Annotated in this window: 27 protein-coding genes and 1 tRNA gene; 16 read left to right on the top strand and 12 right to left on the bottom strand. The window is 28.8% G+C overall.

What is annotated here, in order from left to right; all coding sequences use genetic code 11:
• The 6 genes from nth to proS all read left to right on the top strand — a co-directional run.
• Nucleotides 1-480 (top strand): endonuclease III (nth, locus tag PKV21_04330; protein HOM26716.1); only part of this gene is annotated, 480 nt, incomplete at its 5' end.
• Nucleotides 477-863, top strand: coding sequence for a DNA polymerase ligase N-terminal domain-containing protein (locus PKV21_04325; protein HOM26715.1), 387 nt, complete (start codon nt 477-479; stop codon nt 861-863). The genes nth and PKV21_04325, both read left to right, overlap by 4 nt.
• Nucleotides 841-1,590 (top strand): LysM peptidoglycan-binding domain-containing M23 family metallopeptidase, encoded by a 750-nt coding sequence (locus PKV21_04320; GenBank protein ID HOM26714.1) that lies wholly within the window; start codon nt 841-843, stop codon nt 1,588-1,590. The genes PKV21_04325 and PKV21_04320 overlap by 23 nt, the downstream gene beginning before the upstream one ends.
• A complete protein-coding gene (locus tag PKV21_04315) occupies nt 1,574-2,725 on the top strand; it encodes a deoxyguanosinetriphosphate triphosphohydrolase (protein ID HOM26713.1) in 1,152 nt (383 codons plus the stop codon). The genes PKV21_04320 and PKV21_04315 overlap by 17 nt, the downstream gene beginning before the upstream one ends.
• Nucleotides 2,726-2,727: 2 nt before the next feature.
• Nucleotides 2,728-3,795 (top strand): DNA-processing protein DprA, encoded by a 1,068-nt coding sequence (dprA, locus tag PKV21_04310; protein HOM26712.1) that lies wholly within the window; start codon nt 2,728-2,730, stop codon nt 3,793-3,795.
• A 79-nt stretch (nt 3,796-3,874) separates the two neighbouring features.
• Nucleotides 3,875-5,014 (top strand): proline--tRNA ligase, encoded by a 1,140-nt coding sequence (gene proS, locus PKV21_04305; GenBank protein ID HOM26711.1) that lies wholly within the window; start codon nt 3,875-3,877, stop codon nt 5,012-5,014.
• 25 nt (nt 5,015-5,039) lie between these two features.
• On the opposite strand, the gene thrS is transcribed toward proS, so the two are convergent.
• Together thrS and PKV21_04295 are read right to left on the bottom strand one after the other, a co-directional pair.
• On the bottom strand, nt 5,040-6,758 hold the full coding sequence (gene thrS / locus PKV21_04300) for a threonine--tRNA ligase (GenBank protein ID HOM26710.1): 1,719 nt from the start codon (nt 6,756-6,758) through the stop codon (nt 5,040-5,042).
• 22 nt (nt 6,759-6,780) lie between these two features.
• Nucleotides 6,781-6,854, bottom strand: a tRNA-Asp gene (locus PKV21_04295).
• Nucleotides 6,855-6,973: 119 nt separating this feature from the next.
• Between PKV21_04295 and PKV21_04290 the strand changes: the two genes are divergently transcribed.
• From PKV21_04290 to PKV21_04245, 10 genes are read left to right on the top strand one after another with little or no spacing between them, the layout of a single operon-like run.
• On the top strand, nt 6,974-7,339 hold the full coding sequence (locus PKV21_04290; protein ID HOM26709.1) for a metalloregulator ArsR/SmtB family transcription factor: 366 nt from the start codon (nt 6,974-6,976) through the stop codon (nt 7,337-7,339).
• A gap of 1 nt (nt 7,340) precedes the next feature.
• The gene (locus PKV21_04285) at nt 7,341-8,387 is read left to right on the top strand and encodes a permease (protein HOM26708.1); all 1,047 of its coding nucleotides are present in this window, start codon (nt 7,341-7,343) and stop codon (nt 8,385-8,387) included.
• A 13-nt stretch (nt 8,388-8,400) separates the two neighbouring features.
• Complete coding sequence (locus PKV21_04280) at nt 8,401-8,634, top strand: thioredoxin family protein (GenBank protein HOM26707.1); 234 nt, start codon at nt 8,401-8,403, stop codon at nt 8,632-8,634.
• A gap of 16 nt (nt 8,635-8,650) precedes the next feature.
• Nucleotides 8,651-9,004: a hypothetical protein gene (locus tag PKV21_04275; protein HOM26706.1), complete on the top strand. Its 354-nt coding sequence runs from the start codon at nt 8,651-8,653 to the stop codon at nt 9,002-9,004.
• 24 nt (nt 9,005-9,028) lie between these two features.
• Nucleotides 9,029-9,346 (top strand): ferredoxin family protein, encoded by a 318-nt coding sequence (locus PKV21_04270; protein HOM26705.1) that lies wholly within the window; start codon nt 9,029-9,031, stop codon nt 9,344-9,346.
• On the top strand, nt 9,339-9,596 hold the full coding sequence (locus tag PKV21_04265) for a 4Fe-4S binding protein (GenBank protein ID HOM26704.1): 258 nt from the start codon (nt 9,339-9,341) through the stop codon (nt 9,594-9,596). Before PKV21_04270 ends, PKV21_04265 begins: the two co-directional genes overlap by 8 nt.
• Nucleotides 9,597-9,603: 7 nt before the next feature.
• Nucleotides 9,604-10,308, top strand: a complete 705-nt coding sequence (locus tag PKV21_04260) for a cytochrome c biogenesis protein CcdA (GenBank protein HOM26703.1) — start codon at nt 9,604-9,606, stop codon at nt 10,306-10,308.
• Nucleotides 10,305-10,826 (top strand): redoxin domain-containing protein, encoded by a 522-nt coding sequence (locus PKV21_04255; protein ID HOM26702.1) that lies wholly within the window; start codon nt 10,305-10,307, stop codon nt 10,824-10,826. Before PKV21_04260 ends, PKV21_04255 begins: the two co-directional genes overlap by 4 nt.
• The gene (locus PKV21_04250) at nt 10,823-11,011 is read left to right on the top strand and encodes a hypothetical protein (GenBank protein HOM26701.1); all 189 of its coding nucleotides are present in this window, start codon (nt 10,823-10,825) and stop codon (nt 11,009-11,011) included. Before PKV21_04255 ends, PKV21_04250 begins: the two co-directional genes overlap by 4 nt.
• The gene (locus PKV21_04245; GenBank protein ID HOM26700.1) at nt 11,008-11,541 is read left to right on the top strand and encodes a (Fe-S)-binding protein; all 534 of its coding nucleotides are present in this window, start codon (nt 11,008-11,010) and stop codon (nt 11,539-11,541) included. The genes PKV21_04250 and PKV21_04245 overlap by 4 nt, the downstream gene beginning before the upstream one ends.
• Nucleotides 11,542-11,544: 3 nt before the next feature.
• Here the strand turns inward: PKV21_04245 and PKV21_04240 are convergent, their stop codons facing one another.
• The 10 genes from PKV21_04240 to PKV21_04195 all read right to left on the bottom strand — a co-directional run.
• Entirely contained in the window at nt 11,545-12,357 is an 813-nt protein-coding gene (locus tag PKV21_04240; GenBank protein HOM26699.1) for a ZIP family metal transporter, read from the bottom strand.
• A complete protein-coding gene (locus PKV21_04235; GenBank protein HOM26698.1) occupies nt 12,357-12,842 on the bottom strand; it encodes a ferritin family protein in 486 nt (161 codons plus the stop codon). Before PKV21_04235 ends, PKV21_04240 begins: the two co-directional genes overlap by 1 nt.
• Before the next feature lie 11 nt (nt 12,843-12,853).
• The gene (locus tag PKV21_04230; GenBank protein ID HOM26697.1) at nt 12,854-13,177 is read right to left on the bottom strand and encodes a hypothetical protein; all 324 of its coding nucleotides are present in this window, start codon (nt 13,175-13,177) and stop codon (nt 12,854-12,856) included.
• Complete coding sequence (locus PKV21_04225) at nt 13,174-13,581, bottom strand: arsenate reductase ArsC (GenBank protein HOM26696.1); 408 nt, start codon at nt 13,579-13,581, stop codon at nt 13,174-13,176. The genes PKV21_04230 and PKV21_04225 overlap by 4 nt, the downstream gene beginning before the upstream one ends.
• Nucleotides 13,578-14,237: a phosphate signaling complex protein PhoU gene (gene phoU, locus PKV21_04220; protein HOM26695.1), complete on the bottom strand. Its 660-nt coding sequence runs from the start codon at nt 14,235-14,237 to the stop codon at nt 13,578-13,580. Before phoU ends, PKV21_04225 begins: the two co-directional genes overlap by 4 nt.
• Before the next feature lie 14 nt (nt 14,238-14,251).
• On the bottom strand, nt 14,252-15,010 hold the full coding sequence (locus PKV21_04215) for a phosphate ABC transporter ATP-binding protein (GenBank protein HOM26694.1): 759 nt from the start codon (nt 15,008-15,010) through the stop codon (nt 14,252-14,254).
• Complete coding sequence (gene pstA, locus PKV21_04210; protein ID HOM26693.1) at nt 14,992-15,819, bottom strand: phosphate ABC transporter permease PstA; 828 nt, start codon at nt 15,817-15,819, stop codon at nt 14,992-14,994. The genes PKV21_04215 and pstA overlap by 19 nt, the downstream gene beginning before the upstream one ends.
• Nucleotides 15,816-16,688 carry a phosphate ABC transporter permease subunit PstC gene (gene pstC, locus PKV21_04205; GenBank protein HOM26692.1) on the bottom strand — a complete coding sequence of 291 codons (873 nt, stop codon included), beginning with the start codon at nt 16,686-16,688 and terminating at the stop codon, nt 15,816-15,818. Before pstC ends, pstA begins: the two co-directional genes overlap by 4 nt.
• Nucleotides 16,685-17,725: a phosphate ABC transporter substrate-binding protein PstS gene (pstS, locus tag PKV21_04200; GenBank protein ID HOM26691.1), complete on the bottom strand. Its 1,041-nt coding sequence runs from the start codon at nt 17,723-17,725 to the stop codon at nt 16,685-16,687. The genes pstC and pstS overlap by 4 nt, the downstream gene beginning before the upstream one ends.
• Nucleotides 17,726-17,738: 13 nt before the next feature.
• The coding region (locus tag PKV21_04195; GenBank protein ID HOM26690.1) for a putative porin at nt 17,739-18,914 on the bottom strand (1,176 nt) is incomplete at its 5' end.

The following is an 18,914-nucleotide window of genomic DNA, read 5'->3' as shown; positions in this document are numbered from 1 at the left end:
TCGCTTTTTAAAAAATTCAAAACACCCTTTGATTTTAATAAGGCTGACATAGTAGAAATAATGAATGAAATAAAATCAGTAAACTTTTACAGAAATAAAGCAAAAAATATTAAAAAATTAAGCGAGATACTTGTTAAGGAATTTGAAGGAAAAGTTCCAGATAAAATGGAAGAGTTGATTAATCTACCAGGTGTAGCAAGAAAGACAGCCAATGTTGTTCTATCCCAGGCATTTGGAAAAGCAGAAGGAATTGTTGTTGATACGCATGTAAAAAGAGTTTCCCAGCGGCTTGGTTTAACTAAAAATACAGATGCTGAAAAAATAGAGAAAGATTTAATGAAAATAATACCAAAAGAAAAATGGATTGATTTTCCTTTTAGATTGATACTTTTTGGAAGAAATATCTGTAAGGCAAAAAATCCTGATTGTAAAAATTGCCCTTTATATAAGATCTGTCCTACAAAAGGAAAAATAAAATGATTTTTGTTATTCAAGAGCATTTCGCTACTTATCATCATTTTGACTTACGACTTGAAATAAATGGAGTTTTAAAATCATGGGCTATACCAAAAGAAATTCCAACCAGTCAAAATGATAAAAAACTCGCTGTTGAAGTTGAAGACCATCCTATTGAATATTCTGATTTTGAAGGAGAAATTCCAGAAGGTTATTATGGTGCAGGAAAAGTTAAAATATGGGATAAAGGAGAATATAAACTAATAAAAAATGAGAAAAATAAGATAGAAATTGAATTAAAAGGTGAAAAAATAAAAGGTAAATATATTCTACTTAAATTCAAAAAAGAAAAAAATAAAAACTTATGGTTAATTTTCAAAAAAAATGAAATTGTTAAAAAAACTTGAAATAGGGTTTTTTTTATTTTTGATTTATGGCTGTGCAGTAACTGTGGCTACAAAACCTGAAAAAGAAAGTTTTACATACCATGAGGTAAGAAAAGGAGAAAATTTGTTCAGAATATCAAAATATTATTATGAAGGAGAAACTGTTGAGAAAATTAAAGAAGGAGTTGAAAGAATAAAAAAAGCGAATAACCTTGACAGTGAAAGTATAAGCGTTGGGCAAAAATTACTTATCCCTGGGACAAATAAAAAACAACCATCTTATGCCCTTTTACCACCTTCTGATATTCAGATTCAACCTGTACAATCACCTGAAGTAAAAACACCAGAACAAGAAACAAAAATTATCAAAGAAAGTATTTTTATCTGGCCAGTGGAAGGAAAAATAATCTGTAAGTTTGGAGAACTTGGAAATAAGGGAATAGATTTAATGGTTGAACCAGGAACAAATGTCGTTGCTTCTATTGATGGAGAAGTTGTTTTTGTAGGAAATACAAAAAAGTATGATGAAACCATAATAATTAAAAATTCATCTACTATATATACTGTATATGCACATGACCTTGAAATAAAAGTAAGAAATGGTGATAAAGTAAAAAAGGGTGATGTCATTGGTACAGTAAAATCAGGAACACAAAAAAAAAGATATATACATTTTGAAATTATTATAGATGGGACAAATGTTGACCCATTAAATTATTTACCAGTTCAAAATGAAAAAAAATTTTGAAGAAAGAGAAAAATATATACTTGAGAAATATGCGGTTTTTAGTTTTAAAACTTTAGGAAGAAAATACAAAGAAGAAGAACATTTTATGAGAACCCCTTTCCAGAGAGATAGGGATAGAATAATTCATTCAACAGCATTCAGACGGCTTGAATATAAAACACAGGTTTTTATATATCATGAAGGTGACTATTACAGAAACAGATTAACCCATACCCTTGAAGTTCAGCAAATTGCACGAACCATAGCAAGAGAACTGAAGGTTAACGAGGACTTAGTTGAAGCAATATCTCTTGCACACGACCTCGGGCATACACCTTTTGGTCATAAAGGAGAATCTGTTTTAAATGAAATAATGCAATTACATGGTTTTCCGGGTTTTGAACATAATAGACAGGGTTTGAGAATAGTGGACTATCTTGAAGAAAGATATCCGGATTTTCCGGGATTGAATTTAACATATGAAGTAAGGGAGGGAATAATAAAACACATGACAAGTTATGATATTCCACTAATAGGTAAAGAGTTTGAAGAATTTATAAAATTTAAATCCCCTACTATTGAAGCACAAATTGTAAATATTGCAGATGAAATTGCTTATACCTGTCATGACCTTGATGACGGTATTAAATCCGAAATAATAACTTATAAGGATGTAGAGGATGTTGAATTATGGAAAGAAATAGAAAGAATAAGTGATTTAGATAAACAACCGGAAAAACATAAAAGACATATAATGATAAGAAATCTCATAAACTATCTTGTAGTAGATTTGATTGAAGAAACAAAGAAAAATCTGTCAAAAATAAATCCACAATCTGTTGAAGACGTTAGAAATTCAGAAATTATAGTGAAAAACTCTGAAAAAGTTAGAACTCAACATGCTGAATTGAAAAAATTTCTTGAAGAAAAAATGTATAAACATCCTAAAGTTATAAGGATGACAGAAAAAGGAGGAAGAATTATAAGGGAACTATTTTATGCTTATTATAATGAACCAAGACAGTTGCCCTATCACATTCAAAAGAAAATAGAAAAAGAACCAAAAGAAATTGTTATTTGTGACTATATTGCAGGTATGACTGATAGATTTGCTTTAAGTGAATATCAGAAATTATTTGACCCTACTTCTTTTTGAAAATGGATGAAAAAATTTACTGGATAGCATTAAATCTTATCGGAATTTCTTATGTAAAACTCAAAAAATTACTTGAAGAACTTAAAAGAGTTGAAGAAATTTTCAAACTGAATACAAAAAAATTAATAGAACTTGGATTATCAAAAAACATTGCAGAAAAAATAGAAAGATGGGAAGAATTACCGTTAGAAGAAGAAATTAAATATATTGAAAATGAAGGAATAAATATTATAACGATAGACGATAAAAATTACCCGAGTTTACTTAAAGAAATTTATGATCCACCATTTTTAATTTATTTTAAAGGGAAATTAGATTTAAATGCTCCCTCAATAAGTATTGTGGGAACAAGAAATCCTTCTGTTTATGGTTTAAAAATGGCGGAAAAATTTGCTTTTGAACTTGCTTCTTATGGTTTTATAATTGTAAGTGGTCTTGCAAGAGGAATAGATACTTCTGCTCATATAGGAGCAATTAGAGCAAATGGAAAAACAGTAGGTGTAATGGGTTCAGGATTTAAAAATTTTTATCCACCGGAAAATAAAAAACTTGAAAAAGATATGATAAAAAATGGAGCCATAATAACAGAATTTCCATCTTATACTTTACCGGAAAAATACAACTTTCCTAAAAGAAATAGAATAATTTCAGGCCTTTCAAAAGGTTTAATTGTAATAGAAGCAGGTCCAAAAAGTGGTGCTTTAATTACTGCAAATTTTGCTCTTGAACAGGGAAAAGATGTTTTTGCTTTACCGGGAAGAGTTGACACCCTTTATTCTAAAGGAACAAATAAACTTTTGAAAGAAGGAGCAATTTTAATTGAAGATGTTAAGGATATACTTGAAACAATGAATATAGAAATAGAAAATATAGAAAACAAAAAAGAGAAAATTATTTTAGAATCAGAAGAAGAAAAAAATATTTTAAGTGTACTTGAACAGACATCAAGTATTGAAGAAATACAAATGAAAACAAAAATAGAACCAAATATTTTGTTGTCTCTTTTAACAAATCTTCAGATAAAAGGATTGATTGAGGAATTACCAGGAAAACTTTATAGGAAAAAATAAATATTTTTAATTAAATATCTTGAGTTTTCAGAAATAAAAAAATATTGTATAATTTTTTCTTTAAAAACAGGAGAAAAAAATGAAATGGAGTAAATACTTTATACCCACTCAAAAAGAAGCACCAAAAGAGGCAGAAACCATTAGTCATAAATTATTAATAAGAGCAGGTTTAATAGATAAACTTGCTTCTGGAGTTTATACATACTTACCCCTTGGTTTAAAAGTTTTAAGAAAAGTTGAAAATATAGTCAGGGAAGAGATGAACAACTCAGGAGCAATAGAATTACTTATGCCTTCTTTACAACCTGCTACTTTATGGAAAGAAACAGGTCGTCTTGATAAAATGGGAAAAGATATGATTAAATTTATTGACAGGCATGAAAGGGAAATGATTTTTGGCCCTACACATGAAGAAGTTATAACTGACATAGTTAGGAGATACATAAAATCTTGGAAACAGTTACCCATAATTTTATACCAAATCCAGACAAAATTCAGAGACGAAATAAGACCAAGGTTTTCAATAATAAGGTCAAGAGAATTTTTAATGAAAGATGCATACAGTTTTGATATTAATGAAGAGGGACTTGATAAATCATATATTTTAATGAAAGAAGCATATAAAAAAATATTTGAAAGATGTGGACTAAAATTTACTATCAGAGAAGCAGAAAGTGGCGTTATAGGAGGAAAATTTTCAGAAGAATTTGTGGCAGATGGAGAATGCAGTGAACTTGAAGTAGGTCATATATTTAAACTCGGACTTGAATACAGTAAATCTATGAAAGCATATTTTGTGGATAGAGATGGAAAAGAAAAACCAATATATATGGGTTGTTATGGAATAGGAGTCAGCAGAATAGTCGCCGCAATAATTGAAGGAAATTACGATAAAGATGGCATTATCTGGCCTATTTCTGTCGCTCCTTTTCTGGCTGATATTATATTAACAAACAAAGAAGATGATAAAATCGTAAATACAAGTGAAAAAATTTATAATGGACTTAAGGAAAATGGTTTTGATGTCATTTTTGATGATAGAGATGAAAGTGCAGGTGTAAAATTCAAGGATGCAGACCTTTGTGGTTTTCCATATCAAATTATAATAGGTAAAAAAATAAAAGATGATAAAGTAGAAATAAAAGAAAGAAAAACAGGGAAAATAACAGAGATCAATCCGGATAAAATTGTTGAATACTTCAAAACACTAAAAAATTGAAATTTTAATTAATGAATTTTTAACTTCAAAATAACCTTTTTCGTAATTGAATATCTTTTTTTATAATTTCTACAACTTCCTCCAGAGTAAAATATCCAAGCATACCACTACCATGCTTTCTCACTGAAAGTTTATTTTCTTTAATTTCTTTATCACCAATAATTATCATAAAAGGGATTTTCTCGTCTTCTGCTTCTTTAATCTTCTTATTTATTTTTTCATTTCTCAAATCAACTCCTGTTCTAAAATCTTCTTCTAATTTTTTCTTCAAATTAAGACAGAATTCGTTATGCCTGTCCGCAATCGGTAAAATTCTTATCTGTTCAGGGGCAAGCCATAAAGGAAAATTACCTTTATAATGTTCAATTAAAATTCCAAAAAATCTTTCCAGAGAACCAAGAATTGCCCTGTGTATCATTATGGGTGTTTCAAAATTTCCATCCTTATCAATATATTTAATTTCAAATTTTTCAGGGATATTAAAATCAATTTGGATTGTTGAACACTGCCATTCTCTTCCAAGACAATCTTTTATTTTTATATCAATTTTTGGACCATAAAATACACCTTCTCCAGGGTCTATTTCATAATTTATATTCTTTGTTTTTAAAGCGTTTTCAAGTGCTTTTGTTGCTCTCTCCCAGTTTTCAACTGTTCCCACAAATTTTTCAGGCCTTGTAGACAAAAAAACTCTGTAATCCTTAAATCCAAAACTGCTTAGAAAAAAATATACAAGTTCTATTATTTTACAAACCTCATCTTCAAGTTGTTCAGGTGTACAAAAAATATGAGCATCGTCTTGAGTAAAACCTCTAACCCTCAATAATCCGTGTAAAACACCGGGTTTTTCATATCTGTAAACAGTTCCAAGTTCAGCCCATCTAATAGGCAGGTCCCTGTAACTTCTGATTTTACTCATATAAATCTGTATATGAAAAGGACAATTCATTGGTTTCAATTGATACATTCTACCATTTTCAATTTCCATTCTTGGAAACATATATTCACTATAAAAAGAAAGATGTCCTGATTTCTCCCATAAAGAAATATCCGCTATATGTGGAGTATAAACAAGTTCATAACCATTTTTTAAATGAACCTCTTTCCAGAAATCTTCAATAATTTTTCTTATAATTGCTCCTTTTGGATGCCAAAAGATAAGACCGGGTCCATATTCTGGATGAATACTGAAAAGGTCGAGTTTTTTCCCGAGAATCCTATGGTCTCTTTCCTTTGCCTCTTCTATAAATTTCAGGAATTCATCAAGTTCTTCTTTAGTTTCAAAAGATATCCCATATATTCTCTGCATACTCTCTCTATTTTCGTCTCCTCTCCAATAGGTTGACGAAACTGAAAGCAGTTTAAAAAATTTAACCTCTCCTGTAAAATTTAAATGAGGCCCTTCACATAAATCTATAAACTCTCCCTGCTTGTAAAAAGAAACAATCTCATTATTAATATCCTTAAGAATTTCAAGTTTAAATGGCTCATTTTTTAAAATTTCTTCTGCTTCTTTTTTGTTCTTTTCAAATCTTTCTATTTCAAAATTCTCTTTAATTATCTTTCTCATCTCTTCTTCAATTTTTTCTAAATCTTCCGGAGTAAATGGTTTATCCCTGTAAAAATCATAATAAAAACCTTTATCAATGGCAGGACCGGTACCTAATTTTACTTCGGGAAATAACCGTTTAACAGCCTGAGCCATTATATGAGAAGTTGTATGCCAGTATTTTTTATAATCCATTTTTTATCCTTTGGAAAAAAATCGGGGCCGACGGGATTCGAACCCGCGACCTCCAGATCGACAGTCTGGCATTCTGGTCCGCTGAACTACGGCCCCTGATTAAACTTTATAAATTTTACACTTTAAATTTTCCAATGTCAATTTTTCTATAGGTATTGACATTTATTTATTGTAGATTATAATATATGAATATATGGTCATATGAGAAAATGAAAATGGAAAAATATACAGAAATTTTTAAGACAGTTGGAGAAAAAACAAGGTTGAAAATTGTGAAATTACTTTTGAAATCAGAAGTTCCTCTATGTGTGTGTGAAATTATGGATTGTTTAAAAGAAAATCAAACAAATATATCAAAACACTTGAAAATTTTGAAATATGCAGGAATTGTTGAAGAAAAAAGAGAAGGTAAATTTGTTATGTATTCACTCACAAAATCAGAGGATAGATTTTTACTATCTTTACTCAATACCATCAATTCTATCCCAGAAAATATATTTAAAGAAGAGATTGAATGCCTGAAAAAAAGATTAAATTTAAGAGAAAATGGAAAATGTGTAATAGGTATAAGGAGAAAATAAAATGATAAAAGAAATTATTGTTGGGGGATTTTTAGCACTTAAAGATTATATTGCAACTCATGTTTTAACCTGTCTTATTCCTGCATTTTTACTTGCAGGTGGAATGGTAAGTTTTATAAATAAAGAAATAATAATAAATTACCTTGGAGAAAAAGTCAATAAAATAAAGTCATTCTCTATTGCAGGTATTTCAAGTTTTCTTATTGCAGCGTGTTCTTGTACAGTAATTCCTGTTGCAAGTGGTCTTTATTATACAGGCGCTGGAATTGGTTCTGCTTTTATAGTTCTTTGGGTTGCTCCTTCATCAAATATACTATCTTTAATTTATACAGGAACTATTATCGGAGGCCAGATAGTCATTTCAAGAGTTATAAGTGCTTTAATAATGGCTTTTGTAGTTGGAAGTGTTATGAGTTTTGTTTTCAGAAAAGAAAAAATAGAAGAGATAAAATTAGAAAAAGAACCAGAAAAAAAAATAATTGAAAGGAATTACTTAATTCTTCTGATTTTAATACTTTTATCCCTGCTTGCACCAAACTATATTGTTCAAAAAGGTCCTTACTGGAAAAAAGTTATTGTATGGTTTATCTTTACCCTTTTTGTGGCAATTTTTGCTTTTAAAAAAATTGAAAAGGAAAAAATTAAAGATTGGTTAAGAGAAACATTATTTTTTGTCAGAATGATTTTCCCTCTTTTACTCATCGGTGTTTTTATCGTTGGAATTATAGGAAAAATTTTACCTTCAAACTGGATTGAGAGATTTCTTGGTGGAAATAGTTTAAGAAGCAGTTTTTTTGCAACTTTAATTGGAGCAACAACTTATTTTGCAACTCTAACAGAAGCACCATTTGTTGACACTTTAATGAAACTCGGAATGGGAAAAGGTCCTGCTCTTGCTTTACTTTTAACAGGTCCTGGATTGAGTTTACCTAACTGGATAGCAATTTCAAAAGTTTTTGGTGTAAAAAAAGCAATAGTTTATGTTATAACAATTGTTTTTTGTGGAACATTTGTAGGATGGTTTTTTGGTAATTTTATATTGAAATAAAAAGGAGGAAGATATGGAAATTTTAATTGTTGGTGCTGGATGTCCAAAATGTCAGGCAGTAGAAAAAGTTGTTAGAGAAGTTGTGGAAGAATTAAAAATTGAAGCAAATGTTTCTCATCTTTATGATATAAAAGAATTTCCAAAATATAAAGTTACAATAACGCCTGCAATAGTAATTGATGGAAAGGTCGTTTTTGCCGGTAAAATTCCGTCAAAAGAAGAAGTCAAAAAATTACTTAGAAAATAAAAAAGGAGGTATTAAAATGAAGCCAAGATTTATTATGTGTATCTGTACAGGACAGTGTCCTGGGTTTAAAAGTTTAGATTTATGGTCTTTAATAAATTTTGTAAGAAATGAATTAGATGTTGAGTATGCTATAGTTCATCCGCAACTCTGTGTAGATGATGGAGACAGATTTATTAAGGATTATATAAAACCGGATGTTAAGTATGTTATTGGTGCGTGTGACCCTAAGATGCAGAGAAAAATGTTCAAAGATGCTTTTATGGAAGCAGGTGGTGATTATGATAAACAGGTTATTTCTCTTGATTTAAGAAATATGCCAACAGAAGAAGCAATGAAAAAAGTTAAGGAAGCAGTTGAAAGCATAAAATGAAAATACAAAAAAGGAGAAAAATATATGGAGAAAGATAGAAGTACATATACTGGACTGCCAAGAAAAAAAATTGACTGGTTTCCCAAAATTGATTATTCAAAATGTAAACCCGAAGAATGCGGTTATCATTGTGTAAATTTCTGTCCATTTAAAGTATTTTCAAAAAATGAAAATGACCAAAAAGTTATTGTGTCTCAGCCCTATGAATGTAATGTCGGAGATGAATCTTGTAAATTTCAGTGTCCATTTGGAGCAATAAGTTTTCCAACAAGAGAAGAGTTAAAAATGATGTTAAAAAAAGTTAGAGAAAAATATGAAAAACAGGGAGGGAAAAATGTTTAAAAATATACCAAGAGAAAAGATACCATGGTTTCCTACTGTTGATTATGAAAAATGTATTGGTTGTAAGGAATGCTATAACTTCTGTAAAAATGGTGTTTATGAATGGGATGAAGAAAAGAATAAACCCATAGTTAAAAATCCATACAATTGCGTGGTTGGATGTTCTGCCTGTGCAAACCTATGTAATGGAGAAGCAATCAGTTTTCCGAAAATGTCAGATATAAAAAAAATGTTAGAAAAGGAGAAATAATTATGATATGGAAAATATAAGTTATATTGGCAGTTTTATACTTGGAATTATTACATGTTTATCACCCTGCTCTATTGCGATATTAATTGCTGTTTTGTCTTTTATAATAAGCGAGGAAGAAAGTATAAAAAACGGAATATATATAGGGATTTTTTTTACCCTCGGTATGTCTCTTGTATTTTTCATACTTGGTATATTTATCTCTAAAATTGGACAACTTTTAAAATTTTCTCATTATTTTTATTTAATCTCAGGAATCCTTCTGATATTTTTTGGACTTCTAAATCTTGGTATTTTTAAAAAAAAGAAAACATCAGGGTCATTGAATTTTTTTCAGAGATTTGGTTTTTCAATTTTATCTTTAAACAAATATTCAAAACTTTTAACATCATTTTTATTTGGAATACTTTTCTCTCTCGGATGGGCTCCCTGTGCTACTTCTTTAATTATGCCTGTTGCTATTTTAGTTATGGCTCAGGAAATAAGTATATTAAAAGGTGGATTTTTGCTTTTTCTTTTTGGACTCGGACATGGATTTCCTGTTATTCCTCTTTCTGCTTTATCCGGTACGGTAAGGACAAACATAACAAAAAAGACAGCAAGAAAAGGCGATTTGATTATAAAGATATTCGGAATTATTATAATTTTGTTTGGAATTCTTTTTATAGTTTATGGACCTAAAATTAATACATTAATTGGAGGCAAAAAATGAAAAAACTAATTATACTTTTTACTCTTTTTTTTCTTTTCTCTTTTGCAAAAACTAATAAAGCACCTGATTTTAATTTAAAAGACCCTTATGGTGAAACTTTTTCTCTTTCTCAATTCAAAGGTAAAATTGTTGTTCTTAATTTCTTCAAAATTTATTGTGGCGGAAGAACTGCTCCAGGTACTTTAAACCAGATTGAAGAACTCAAAAAAATATGTAATGAAATGTGTAAGGGCAAAAAATGTAAAGACGGAAATTTAACAATTATTGGCATAACTCTTTCAAGTTGTTCAACAACAGATTTGAAAATCTGGGTTGAAGAAAAGGGAATAAAATGGTATGTAGGAAATGACCTTGATGACTATAATCTTGATATAATTAAAAATTATGCAGAATATTTGAAAACATTGAAAGACCCGTGTTTAATCTTTATTAACAAAAATGGTGAAGTTGTGTTTAAATCAAATTATATGAAAGCTGATGAAATAAAGAAAAAATTAAAAGAACTCAATTTAATATGAGAAAAGAGGTTATTGAATTTGAAGAAAAAGATATAGTTTATATTACCAGAATTGTTCTTGATAATAACAAAGAGGAAGCGCTGAAATTTTTGAAAAAGATTTACATCGTTCTCAAAAAAAGAGAAAAATCCCACTGTAAAACAAGTTATGCATGGGAAAAAGATATTGAAAAAAATCAGAAATGAATATAACAATTGAAAAAATATTACCATGTATCGCTGACCCGGAAAAAATCAGATTTATTGCTTCTATTGATGAAGATATATCAGAGATTCTTCCATACTTAAATGTAGTTTTACCAAAAGCAATATATAACCACGAAGGAAAATGTTTAACAATTACAAATGAAGAAGGGATTATTACAATTTACCCCCATAAAATATCTGCTGGGAAAATTAAGGATGAAAATGGTGCGAGAGAAATAATAAAGTGGTTAAAAGAAGAAATTGAATACTGTATTAAAAATAAAGATAAAATTAAACCTGATTATACAAGAAAAGATAAACTTGAGGTATTACATGTCTATAAATTACTTCCTCAAAAAAACTGTAAAAAATGTGGTGAAAATTCCTGTCTTGCTTTTTCTTTTAAAGTTATAAATGAAGAAAAAAACATTATTAACTGTAAAGAACTGTTTCTACCGGAATATAACGAAAAAAGAAAACTATTATTTGATATGTTAAAAGAATCTGGCTATAAAGTCCCTGATTTTTAATATTTACTTTATAAAAGTATCAAGAATCATCATAATTAAAAACCCGATTATAAAAAAAATCGTTGAAATATCAGTATTTTCTGCTTTTTGAGTTTCTGGAATGACTTCTTCAATTATTACATAAATCATAGCACCTGCGGCAAAAGATAAAGCAAAAGGTAAAATTTTAAAATAAATTGAAGTGAGTAAAGCTCCAATGATAGCAAAAATTGGTTCAACAATTCCTGAAAGTTGACCATAAAAAAAACTTTTTCTTTTACTCAATCCTGATGCTAAAAGAGGTAAACTCACTGCAAGTCCCTCAGGGAAATTTTGAATACCAATACCAAAAGCAAGTGAAATAGAAGAAGAAAATGTTTCCTTACTTTTTAAGTATTTCAAAGAACCAAAAGACACTCCAACAGAAATACCTTCTGGAATATTATGAATTACAATTGCTAAAACAAACAAAAAATAAACCGGTAATTGCTTTCTTATCCCCTCTTTTTCTGAAATATTTGTATTTAAATGTAAATGGGGAATCAATTTATCAAGTCCAAAAAGAAAAAAACTACCCAATAAAAATCCAATTAAAACTGGAAACCATTGAGGGATATTTAAATTTTTTGAATATTCTATAGATGGAAGAATAAGAGAAAAAAAACTCGCAGAAAGCATTATCCCACCAGCAAAACCAAGCATACAGTCAAAAAATTTTCTATTCGGTTTTCTATTAAACAATACAATAGATGCACCGAGCAAAGTAATAAACCAGGTAAAAAGACCACCATAAAAGGACTGAAGCAAAGGAGTAAAGTTATAAAATTTATTTAACATTACATATTCATCCAGTTCCAGATTTTACTTTCTTCCTTTTCAAACCAATCGCCTGTTTCAGTCAAATAAGAGTATACATTTATAATTGCCTCAATATGTGATTTTTCTTGCTCCATTAAGAATTTAAATAATCTTTTCTCTTTTTCATTTTTTACTTCATTATAAAACTTTTCATATTGTAAATATCCCTTTTTTTCTATTTCGAGTGCCATTTTATATCCATCTATATTGCTTTCAATTTTATTTTTCTCTTTAAGTGAGGTAAAAAACTCTTTGAGATCCTCCTCAATCATTTCAGTTTTTTCAGTTTTATAATCATCACTTAATACAAAATTTTCAATAATTTCAAGATGCTCAATTTCCTGTTTTGCAAGTGAATAAAAAAGTTTTTTTGTTATTAAATTTTCTGACTTCATACCAATTTCAATATACAAATTTGCTCCATGCTTTTCAAATTCCTTTGCAAACTTTATTCCATTTTCCATAAAACCTCCTTTTAAATCTCACTTATACTTGTATCAGGACCATTTGGAATTTTAACAAATATTCTCAAACCTTTCTCAATAATCTCCATCTTTTCTAAATCAAAATCATCTGGTAAAATCCTTATATGAGAAATATTTTCTCGTGGTATAAGTATAATCCTTTTCTCTTTATCGATATCTACAGGACTTACCTGGCCTTTTATAACTACAATACCTTTCCCCTCAATCATAATCCAGTTTTCTGTAAATTTCAAAACCCTCCCTATGAAAACCCACAATTTTTGTTCAAGATAATATTTTTTAAACCTTATTTTTACAATCTTCCCTTCTATCATTTTTCCTCCTTGCTTATAAAATCATCAATTTTTCTTTTTAAAATATCTCTTACTTTTCTAAATCCTTCTATCTCATTTTTTTCAGCAGGGTCAGGTATCTCCCATGCTATTGTTTTCTTTGTTTTTCCTGGGAAAAATGGACATAATCCCTTTTTATCACCTACACAAACAGTTATAACATAATCAAATTCTTCATTCAGAAACTCTTTTATTGATTTACTTCTATGATTTGATATATCTATACCTATTTCTTTCATTACTTCAATTGCAAGTGGATGAACAAATTTAACAATAGAACCTGCACTAAATGCAATAAAATTATCTTTATAAAAATAATTCACAATCCCTTCTGCTATTTGACTTCTTGCTGAATTTTCCCTACACAGAAATAATATTTTTTTCATTTGTTTTCCTCAATATGATGCTTAATTATTTTACCTTCTGTCATAAAAATAACATCCTCGCTTATATTTGTTGAAAGGTCTGCTATTCTTTCAAGATTTTGTGCAATCCTTATAAGATGTAAAGACCTTTCAATTGTAGTATAATCAGCTATCATATATGTTATAAGTTCCCTTGTAATTTGATCTTTTAGATTATCTACAATATCATCTCTTTTACACACATCTCTTGCAAGTTTCTCATTTTCTTCAATAAATGAATTTATACTATCTTTCACCATTTTTATTGTTTCATCTGCCATCCTTGGAATATCAATCAATGGTTTCACATCAGGTTTTTCAATTAAAAATAATCCACTTTCAGAAATATTTACAGCATGGTCTCCTATTCTTTCTAAATCATTATTTATCTTTAAAATCATCAATACAATCCTTAAATTTTTTGCTTTCGGTTCATATTGAGCAATTATTTCTGCACACAACTCATCAATTTCAATCTCAAATTTATTTGCGATTGGTTCAAGTTTTTCTATCACTTCTTTTAAATCTATTCCATTTTTATTTATTATTCCTTTTATACTTTTATCAATCATTTTCTCTATCAGCAATGAAAATTCAATAATTTTTTGTTTTAAAATCTTTAATTTATCCTCTAACATATTCACCCCCAAAATTAACCAAACTTACCACTTAAATATTCCTCTGTTATTGGATTTTCAGGAGCAGTAAAAATTTTTTCACTTTTACCAAATTCAATTAACTCTCCAAGATAAAGAAAAGCAACATAATCAGCAATTCTTGATGCCTGCGAAATATTATGAGTGACTATAATTATAGTAACATTATTTTTAAGTTTTTCTAAAAGATTTTCAATTTCAATAGTTGATTTAGGATCAAGAGAAGATGTTGGTTCATCAAGTAATATAATTTCTGGATTTAATGCAAGAACACGTGCTATACATAATCTTTGTTGTTGCCCTCCTGAAAATTGAGTTCCATTTAAATACAATTTATCTTTGACTTCTTCCCATAATGCAACTTTTTTTAATGTCTCTTCCACAATTCTATCCCTTTCCTCTTTTCTTAATTTTATCCCATTTATTATATAACCTGCAAGGACATTTTCATAAATAGTTAAATGAGGGAAAGGATTTGGTTTCTGAAAAACCATACCAATTCTTCTTCGCAATAAAACAGTATTCATTTCAAAAATATTTTTTCCATCTAAATAAATATTACCTTTATGAAACGCATCTTTATTTAACTCATGCATTCTATTTATACATCTAATCAATGTTGTCTTGCCACATCCTGAAGGTCCCATAATTGCAGTGATTTTATTTTTAAGAATTCCAAGATTAATATCTTTAATCACTATTGAATTTCCATATCCTGCCGAAAAATCTTCAATCTTTATAATTTCACTTTCCATCTTCTAAATCCTATTTTACTTATAGAATTCAAAAATAAAACAATAATTACAAGTATTAAAGCACATCCCCATGCATGTTTATGCCAGTTTTCATAAGGACTCATTGTATATACAAAAATTAAATGAGGTAAAGAACTTACTGGTTTTAAAATATTAAAATTAAGAAAAGGATTACCAAAAGCAGTAAAAAGCAATGGAGCAGTTTCTCCAGCAATTCTTCCTATACCAGTTAAAATTCCTGATATAATACCATTTAAAGAACAAGGGAGTATAACTTTTAAAATTGTCCTCGGATATGTAGCACCAAGTGATAGAGAAGATTCTATTAGCGAAAATGGTATCATTTGAAGACTTTCTTTTGTGGATTTTATAATAATAGGTAAAAAGATTAAAGATAAAGCAATTGCTCCAGATATTGCGGAAAAGTGGTCCATTTGTTTTACTATCCATAAATAAGCAATAATTCCTATAACAATTGATGGTATTCCTTGAAGAACATCTATTAAAGTATTACAAAATTCTCCAAATTTTTTATCACTGAATTCATAGAGAAAAAGACCAAGGAAAATACCTGTTGGTATTGAAAAAAAAGATGCTAAAAAAATTAAAATGAAACTACCGACAATTCCGTTTAAAATCCCTCCTCCTATTTCTCCAGGCGGTTTCGGTAATGAAGTTAAAAATTCCCAGTTAATTGCGGTAAATCCTTTTTTCAAAATTGTAAAAAAGAAAAATAAAAGTGGTACAATTGAAAGGAAAGAAAAAAATATCACAAAAAATCTAAAAATTTTATCCTTAAAAATTTTCATATCTTCACCCTCATTCTTTTTATTATTATATTTGCGACAAAATTCATTATAAATGTGATTAAAAACAAAATTAAAGCAAGTTCTATCAGTGAAGAGATATGAATATTCTCAACCGCCTCTAAAAATTCATTTGCAATTACAGAAGATATTGTATTTCCAGGGGAAAAAATATTTTTAGGTATATAATTTGAATTTCCTATAACCATTGTAACAGCCATTGTTTCACCTATTGCCCTACCAAAAGAAAGTAAAAAACCTGCCAAAATACCACTTCTTGCATATGGAAATACGATTTTTTTTACAACCTCATAACTGGTTGCTCCAAAAGAAAATCCCGCTTCTTTTAAATCATTTGGAACAAGCTTTATAACTTCTTTACCCACAGAAGTTGCATATGGAAGAATCATAATTGAAAGAGTTAAAGATGCAGTAAAAATACATACTCCTGTTGGAGGCAATGAAAGTTTTGCCTGGATATTCCTTATAATTGGAGTAAGATAAAAAAGTGCCCATAAACCAATAATTACTGATGGAATAACAGCAAGAATTCCTATAAGTGTTTCAAGTATTTTTGATAAAAAGGTATCTCTATAAAACTCTCCAACAAAAAGAGAAACAGAAAGAGAAAATGGGATAGAAATTATAAGAGAAATTATAGATGTCAATAAAGTTCCTATTATAAAAGGTAAAGCACCGAAATTTCCAAAAACAGGGTCCCATGTCTTTTCAAGAAAAAATTTAAAACCAAAACTTTTAATAGATGGTAATGAATTGATAAAAAGAGTAAAAAAAATAGATAGGAGGAGTCCGATAATAAGGACTCCTCCTATTATTCCAAGTAAAGTTTTATAGGCTTTTTCTGATGTCATTTAATCAATATTTTACTATCATAATGAAGTTTTTTCAACAAATTTTCTGCCTTTTTTACTGCTTCTTTACCAAGTGGAGCATAATTTAAAGGTTTTGTATATTTCTGACCTTCATGAGTCATCCACCAGAGCAACTTTACTAAATTTTCTGCCTTTTCATAACTCATTTTTTCATTCGCATTTTTTAAATTTTTATAAACAAGTATATAAGTAAATGCTGATATTGGATATCCATTTTTATTTTCTGTATCTGTAATTGAAACTCTCATATCATCTGGTAATTTTATATCTGATGCAAATGTTATTGATTCAATAGATGGTTTTACAAAATTTCCAGATTTATTTTTAATAATTCCAAAAGGTAGATTATTCTGCAAAGCATATGTAAGTTCAACATATCCAATTGCACCTGGTGTTCCTTTAACAATTCCTGAAACACCCTCATTACCTTTACCTCCAATTCCAACTGGCCAATTAACACTTGTTCCTCTACCAACTTTTGTTTTCCATTCTTCACTAACTTTAGAAAGATAATCAGTAAAAACAAAAGTTGTTCCACTACCATCAGACCTTCTTACAACTATTATTGGCATATCAGGAAGATTAACATTTGAATTTACCTTTTTTATCTTATCATCATTCCATTTTGTAATTTTACCAAGGTAAATATCTGAAATTATATCAGGTGTAAATTTAAGTTCTTTTTCTACAGGAAGATTATATGTTATAACAACTGCACCAAGACATGTTGGAATATGTAAAATTTCATCATCAAAATCTTTAAGTTGCTCATCTGATAAAATTGCGTCACTTCCAGCAAAATCAACTGTCTTTGCCTTTAATTGTCTTATCCCTCCTCCTGAACCTATTGATTGATAATTTATTTTTACTCCATAAATTTTATAATACTCATCAAACATTTTAGAATAAAGAGGATATGGAAAAGTTGCTCCTGCCCCCACTAATTCTGTCTGAGATTCAACTTTTGCAATTCCTACAAAAAGCATTACTAATCCCAAAAATATTTTTTTTATCATCTTTTCCTCCTTTTTAAAATTTTACTAAATAATCAATTTGAAGTGTATTTCTATTATCTGTTCTATTTACACCAAGTGATTTACCTATGAAATATGTTATACCAAATGATGAATTTTTGTTAACTTGATAAACAAATCCAATCTTATGTCCTTTTAAATCAGTTCCTCCTCCATTTATATCTGAATCTGAGAATATCGCCAATGTAGCATCTGCATCAATTTTTCTGTAATTATATTCAAACTTCCAGTCATTCTTTTCTTTTAATTTTCCTATAGAAAATCCAATAAGATATCCTTTATCCTCTCTAACTCCACTTTCAATATTTTTTAAGTAATCAGCATACAATGTAAATGGTTTTTCTGCAATTTTAAATGGTGTTAATTCTAATATAATATCAAATGGTTTATATTCATATATATATTTACCATTACTTTCAAGTGTATTACCCTTTGGCTCATATTTTGGTGAAATTTCTGATTGTTTTTTCCCTTTTAAACTTTTTGTGGTATAAATAGAAGTAGCAATTTTAAATTCTACTTCATTTCCAATTTTACTACCATATCCCAATTGAATTCCATATAAAAAGGGGTCATCTGTTAAATTTTTAAATTCAGCCAAAGGAAAAATTCCAGAATTAATAAATAAACCTTTTTGATTTTTGTAGATAAAAGCAAGTCCTTCAGGATTTATATCTGAATCCCAGATAATATCTGTTGTATAAAATGGATTTTCAATTTTACCTGCAATTAAACCAAAATCATTAAAATTGTGTTTCAAATATGCTCTATCCAACCAAAAACTTTTTTGACTGAATGCTTCGCCAAATGTTTGATTGGTTGAAGTTTGTTCACCAGTTCCTGTTGCCAATCTTAATCCTATTTCAGTATTTTCAGAAATCTTTGTTTTAAATCCCCATCTTGCCCTTATTCTATATCTATCTCTATCAGGACTCCCTTCTATATCTTCATTTTGATATCTAACTCTTATGTCACCTGAAAATTTTGTATTTTTAAGAAAATCGTATTTCTCTTTCTCCTTTTCTTTCTCTTTCTTTATTTCATTTTTTATTTGCTCTGCCTCGTCTTTACTAATTATTCCTTTCTCAATCAACTTTTTCATTAAAATGTCAACCTCTCCTGCATAAGAAAAATTAAATATCAAAAACAAAAATAAAAAAATTATATAAAA

The organism is bacterium, assembly GCA_035371905.1.
Taxonomy (GTDB): Bacteria; Ratteibacteria; UBA8468; order B48-G9; family JAFGKM01; genus JAMWDI01.
This window is presented reverse-complemented; position numbering and strand designations above follow the sequence as displayed.

Coding starts and splice junctions, on each gene's coding strand:
- PKV21_04325 (HOM26715.1), top strand. CDS start 477: ATGATTTTTGTTATTCAAGAGCATTTCGCTACTTATCATCATTTTGAC.
- PKV21_04320 (HOM26714.1), top strand. CDS start 841: ATGAAATTGTTAAAAAAACTTGAAATAGGGTTTTTTTTATTTTTGATT.
- PKV21_04315 (HOM26713.1), top strand. CDS start 1,574: ATGAAAAAAAATTTTGAAGAAAGAGAAAAATATATACTTGAGAAATAT.
- dprA (HOM26712.1), top strand. CDS start 2,728: ATGGATGAAAAAATTTACTGGATAGCATTAAATCTTATCGGAATTTCT.
- proS (HOM26711.1), top strand. CDS start 3,875: ATGAAATGGAGTAAATACTTTATACCCACTCAAAAAGAAGCACCAAAA.
- thrS (HOM26710.1), bottom strand. CDS start 6,758: ATGGATTATAAAAAATACTGGCATACAACTTCTCATATAATGGCTCAG.
- PKV21_04290 (HOM26709.1), top strand. CDS start 6,974: ATGGAAAAATATACAGAAATTTTTAAGACAGTTGGAGAAAAAACAAGG.
- PKV21_04285 (HOM26708.1), top strand. CDS start 7,341: ATGATAAAAGAAATTATTGTTGGGGGATTTTTAGCACTTAAAGATTAT.
- PKV21_04280 (HOM26707.1), top strand. CDS start 8,401: ATGGAAATTTTAATTGTTGGTGCTGGATGTCCAAAATGTCAGGCAGTA.
- PKV21_04275 (HOM26706.1), top strand. CDS start 8,651: ATGAAGCCAAGATTTATTATGTGTATCTGTACAGGACAGTGTCCTGGG.
- PKV21_04270 (HOM26705.1), top strand. CDS start 9,029: ATGGAGAAAGATAGAAGTACATATACTGGACTGCCAAGAAAAAAAATT.
- PKV21_04265 (HOM26704.1), top strand. CDS start 9,339: ATGTTTAAAAATATACCAAGAGAAAAGATACCATGGTTTCCTACTGTT.
- PKV21_04260 (HOM26703.1), top strand. CDS start 9,604: ATGGAAAATATAAGTTATATTGGCAGTTTTATACTTGGAATTATTACA.
- PKV21_04255 (HOM26702.1), top strand. CDS start 10,305: ATGAAAAAACTAATTATACTTTTTACTCTTTTTTTTCTTTTCTCTTTT.
- PKV21_04250 (HOM26701.1), top strand. CDS start 10,823: ATGAGAAAAGAGGTTATTGAATTTGAAGAAAAAGATATAGTTTATATT.
- PKV21_04245 (HOM26700.1), top strand. CDS start 11,008: ATGAATATAACAATTGAAAAAATATTACCATGTATCGCTGACCCGGAA.
- PKV21_04240 (HOM26699.1), bottom strand. CDS start 12,357: ATGTTAAATAAATTTTATAACTTTACTCCTTTGCTTCAGTCCTTTTAT.
- PKV21_04235 (HOM26698.1), bottom strand. CDS start 12,842: ATGGAAAATGGAATAAAGTTTGCAAAGGAATTTGAAAAGCATGGAGCA.
- PKV21_04230 (HOM26697.1), bottom strand. CDS start 13,177: ATGATAGAAGGGAAGATTGTAAAAATAAGGTTTAAAAAATATTATCTT.
- PKV21_04225 (HOM26696.1), bottom strand. CDS start 13,581: ATGAAAAAAATATTATTTCTGTGTAGGGAAAATTCAGCAAGAAGTCAA.
- phoU (HOM26695.1), bottom strand. CDS start 14,237: ATGTTAGAGGATAAATTAAAGATTTTAAAACAAAAAATTATTGAATTT.
- PKV21_04215 (HOM26694.1), bottom strand. CDS start 15,010: ATGGAAAGTGAAATTATAAAGATTGAAGATTTTTCGGCAGGATATGGA.
- pstA (HOM26693.1), bottom strand. CDS start 15,819: ATGAAAATTTTTAAGGATAAAATTTTTAGATTTTTTGTGATATTTTTT.
- pstC (HOM26692.1), bottom strand. CDS start 16,688: ATGACATCAGAAAAAGCCTATAAAACTTTACTTGGAATAATAGGAGGA.
- pstS (HOM26691.1), bottom strand. CDS start 17,725: ATGATAAAAAAAATATTTTTGGGATTAGTAATGCTTTTTGTAGGAATT.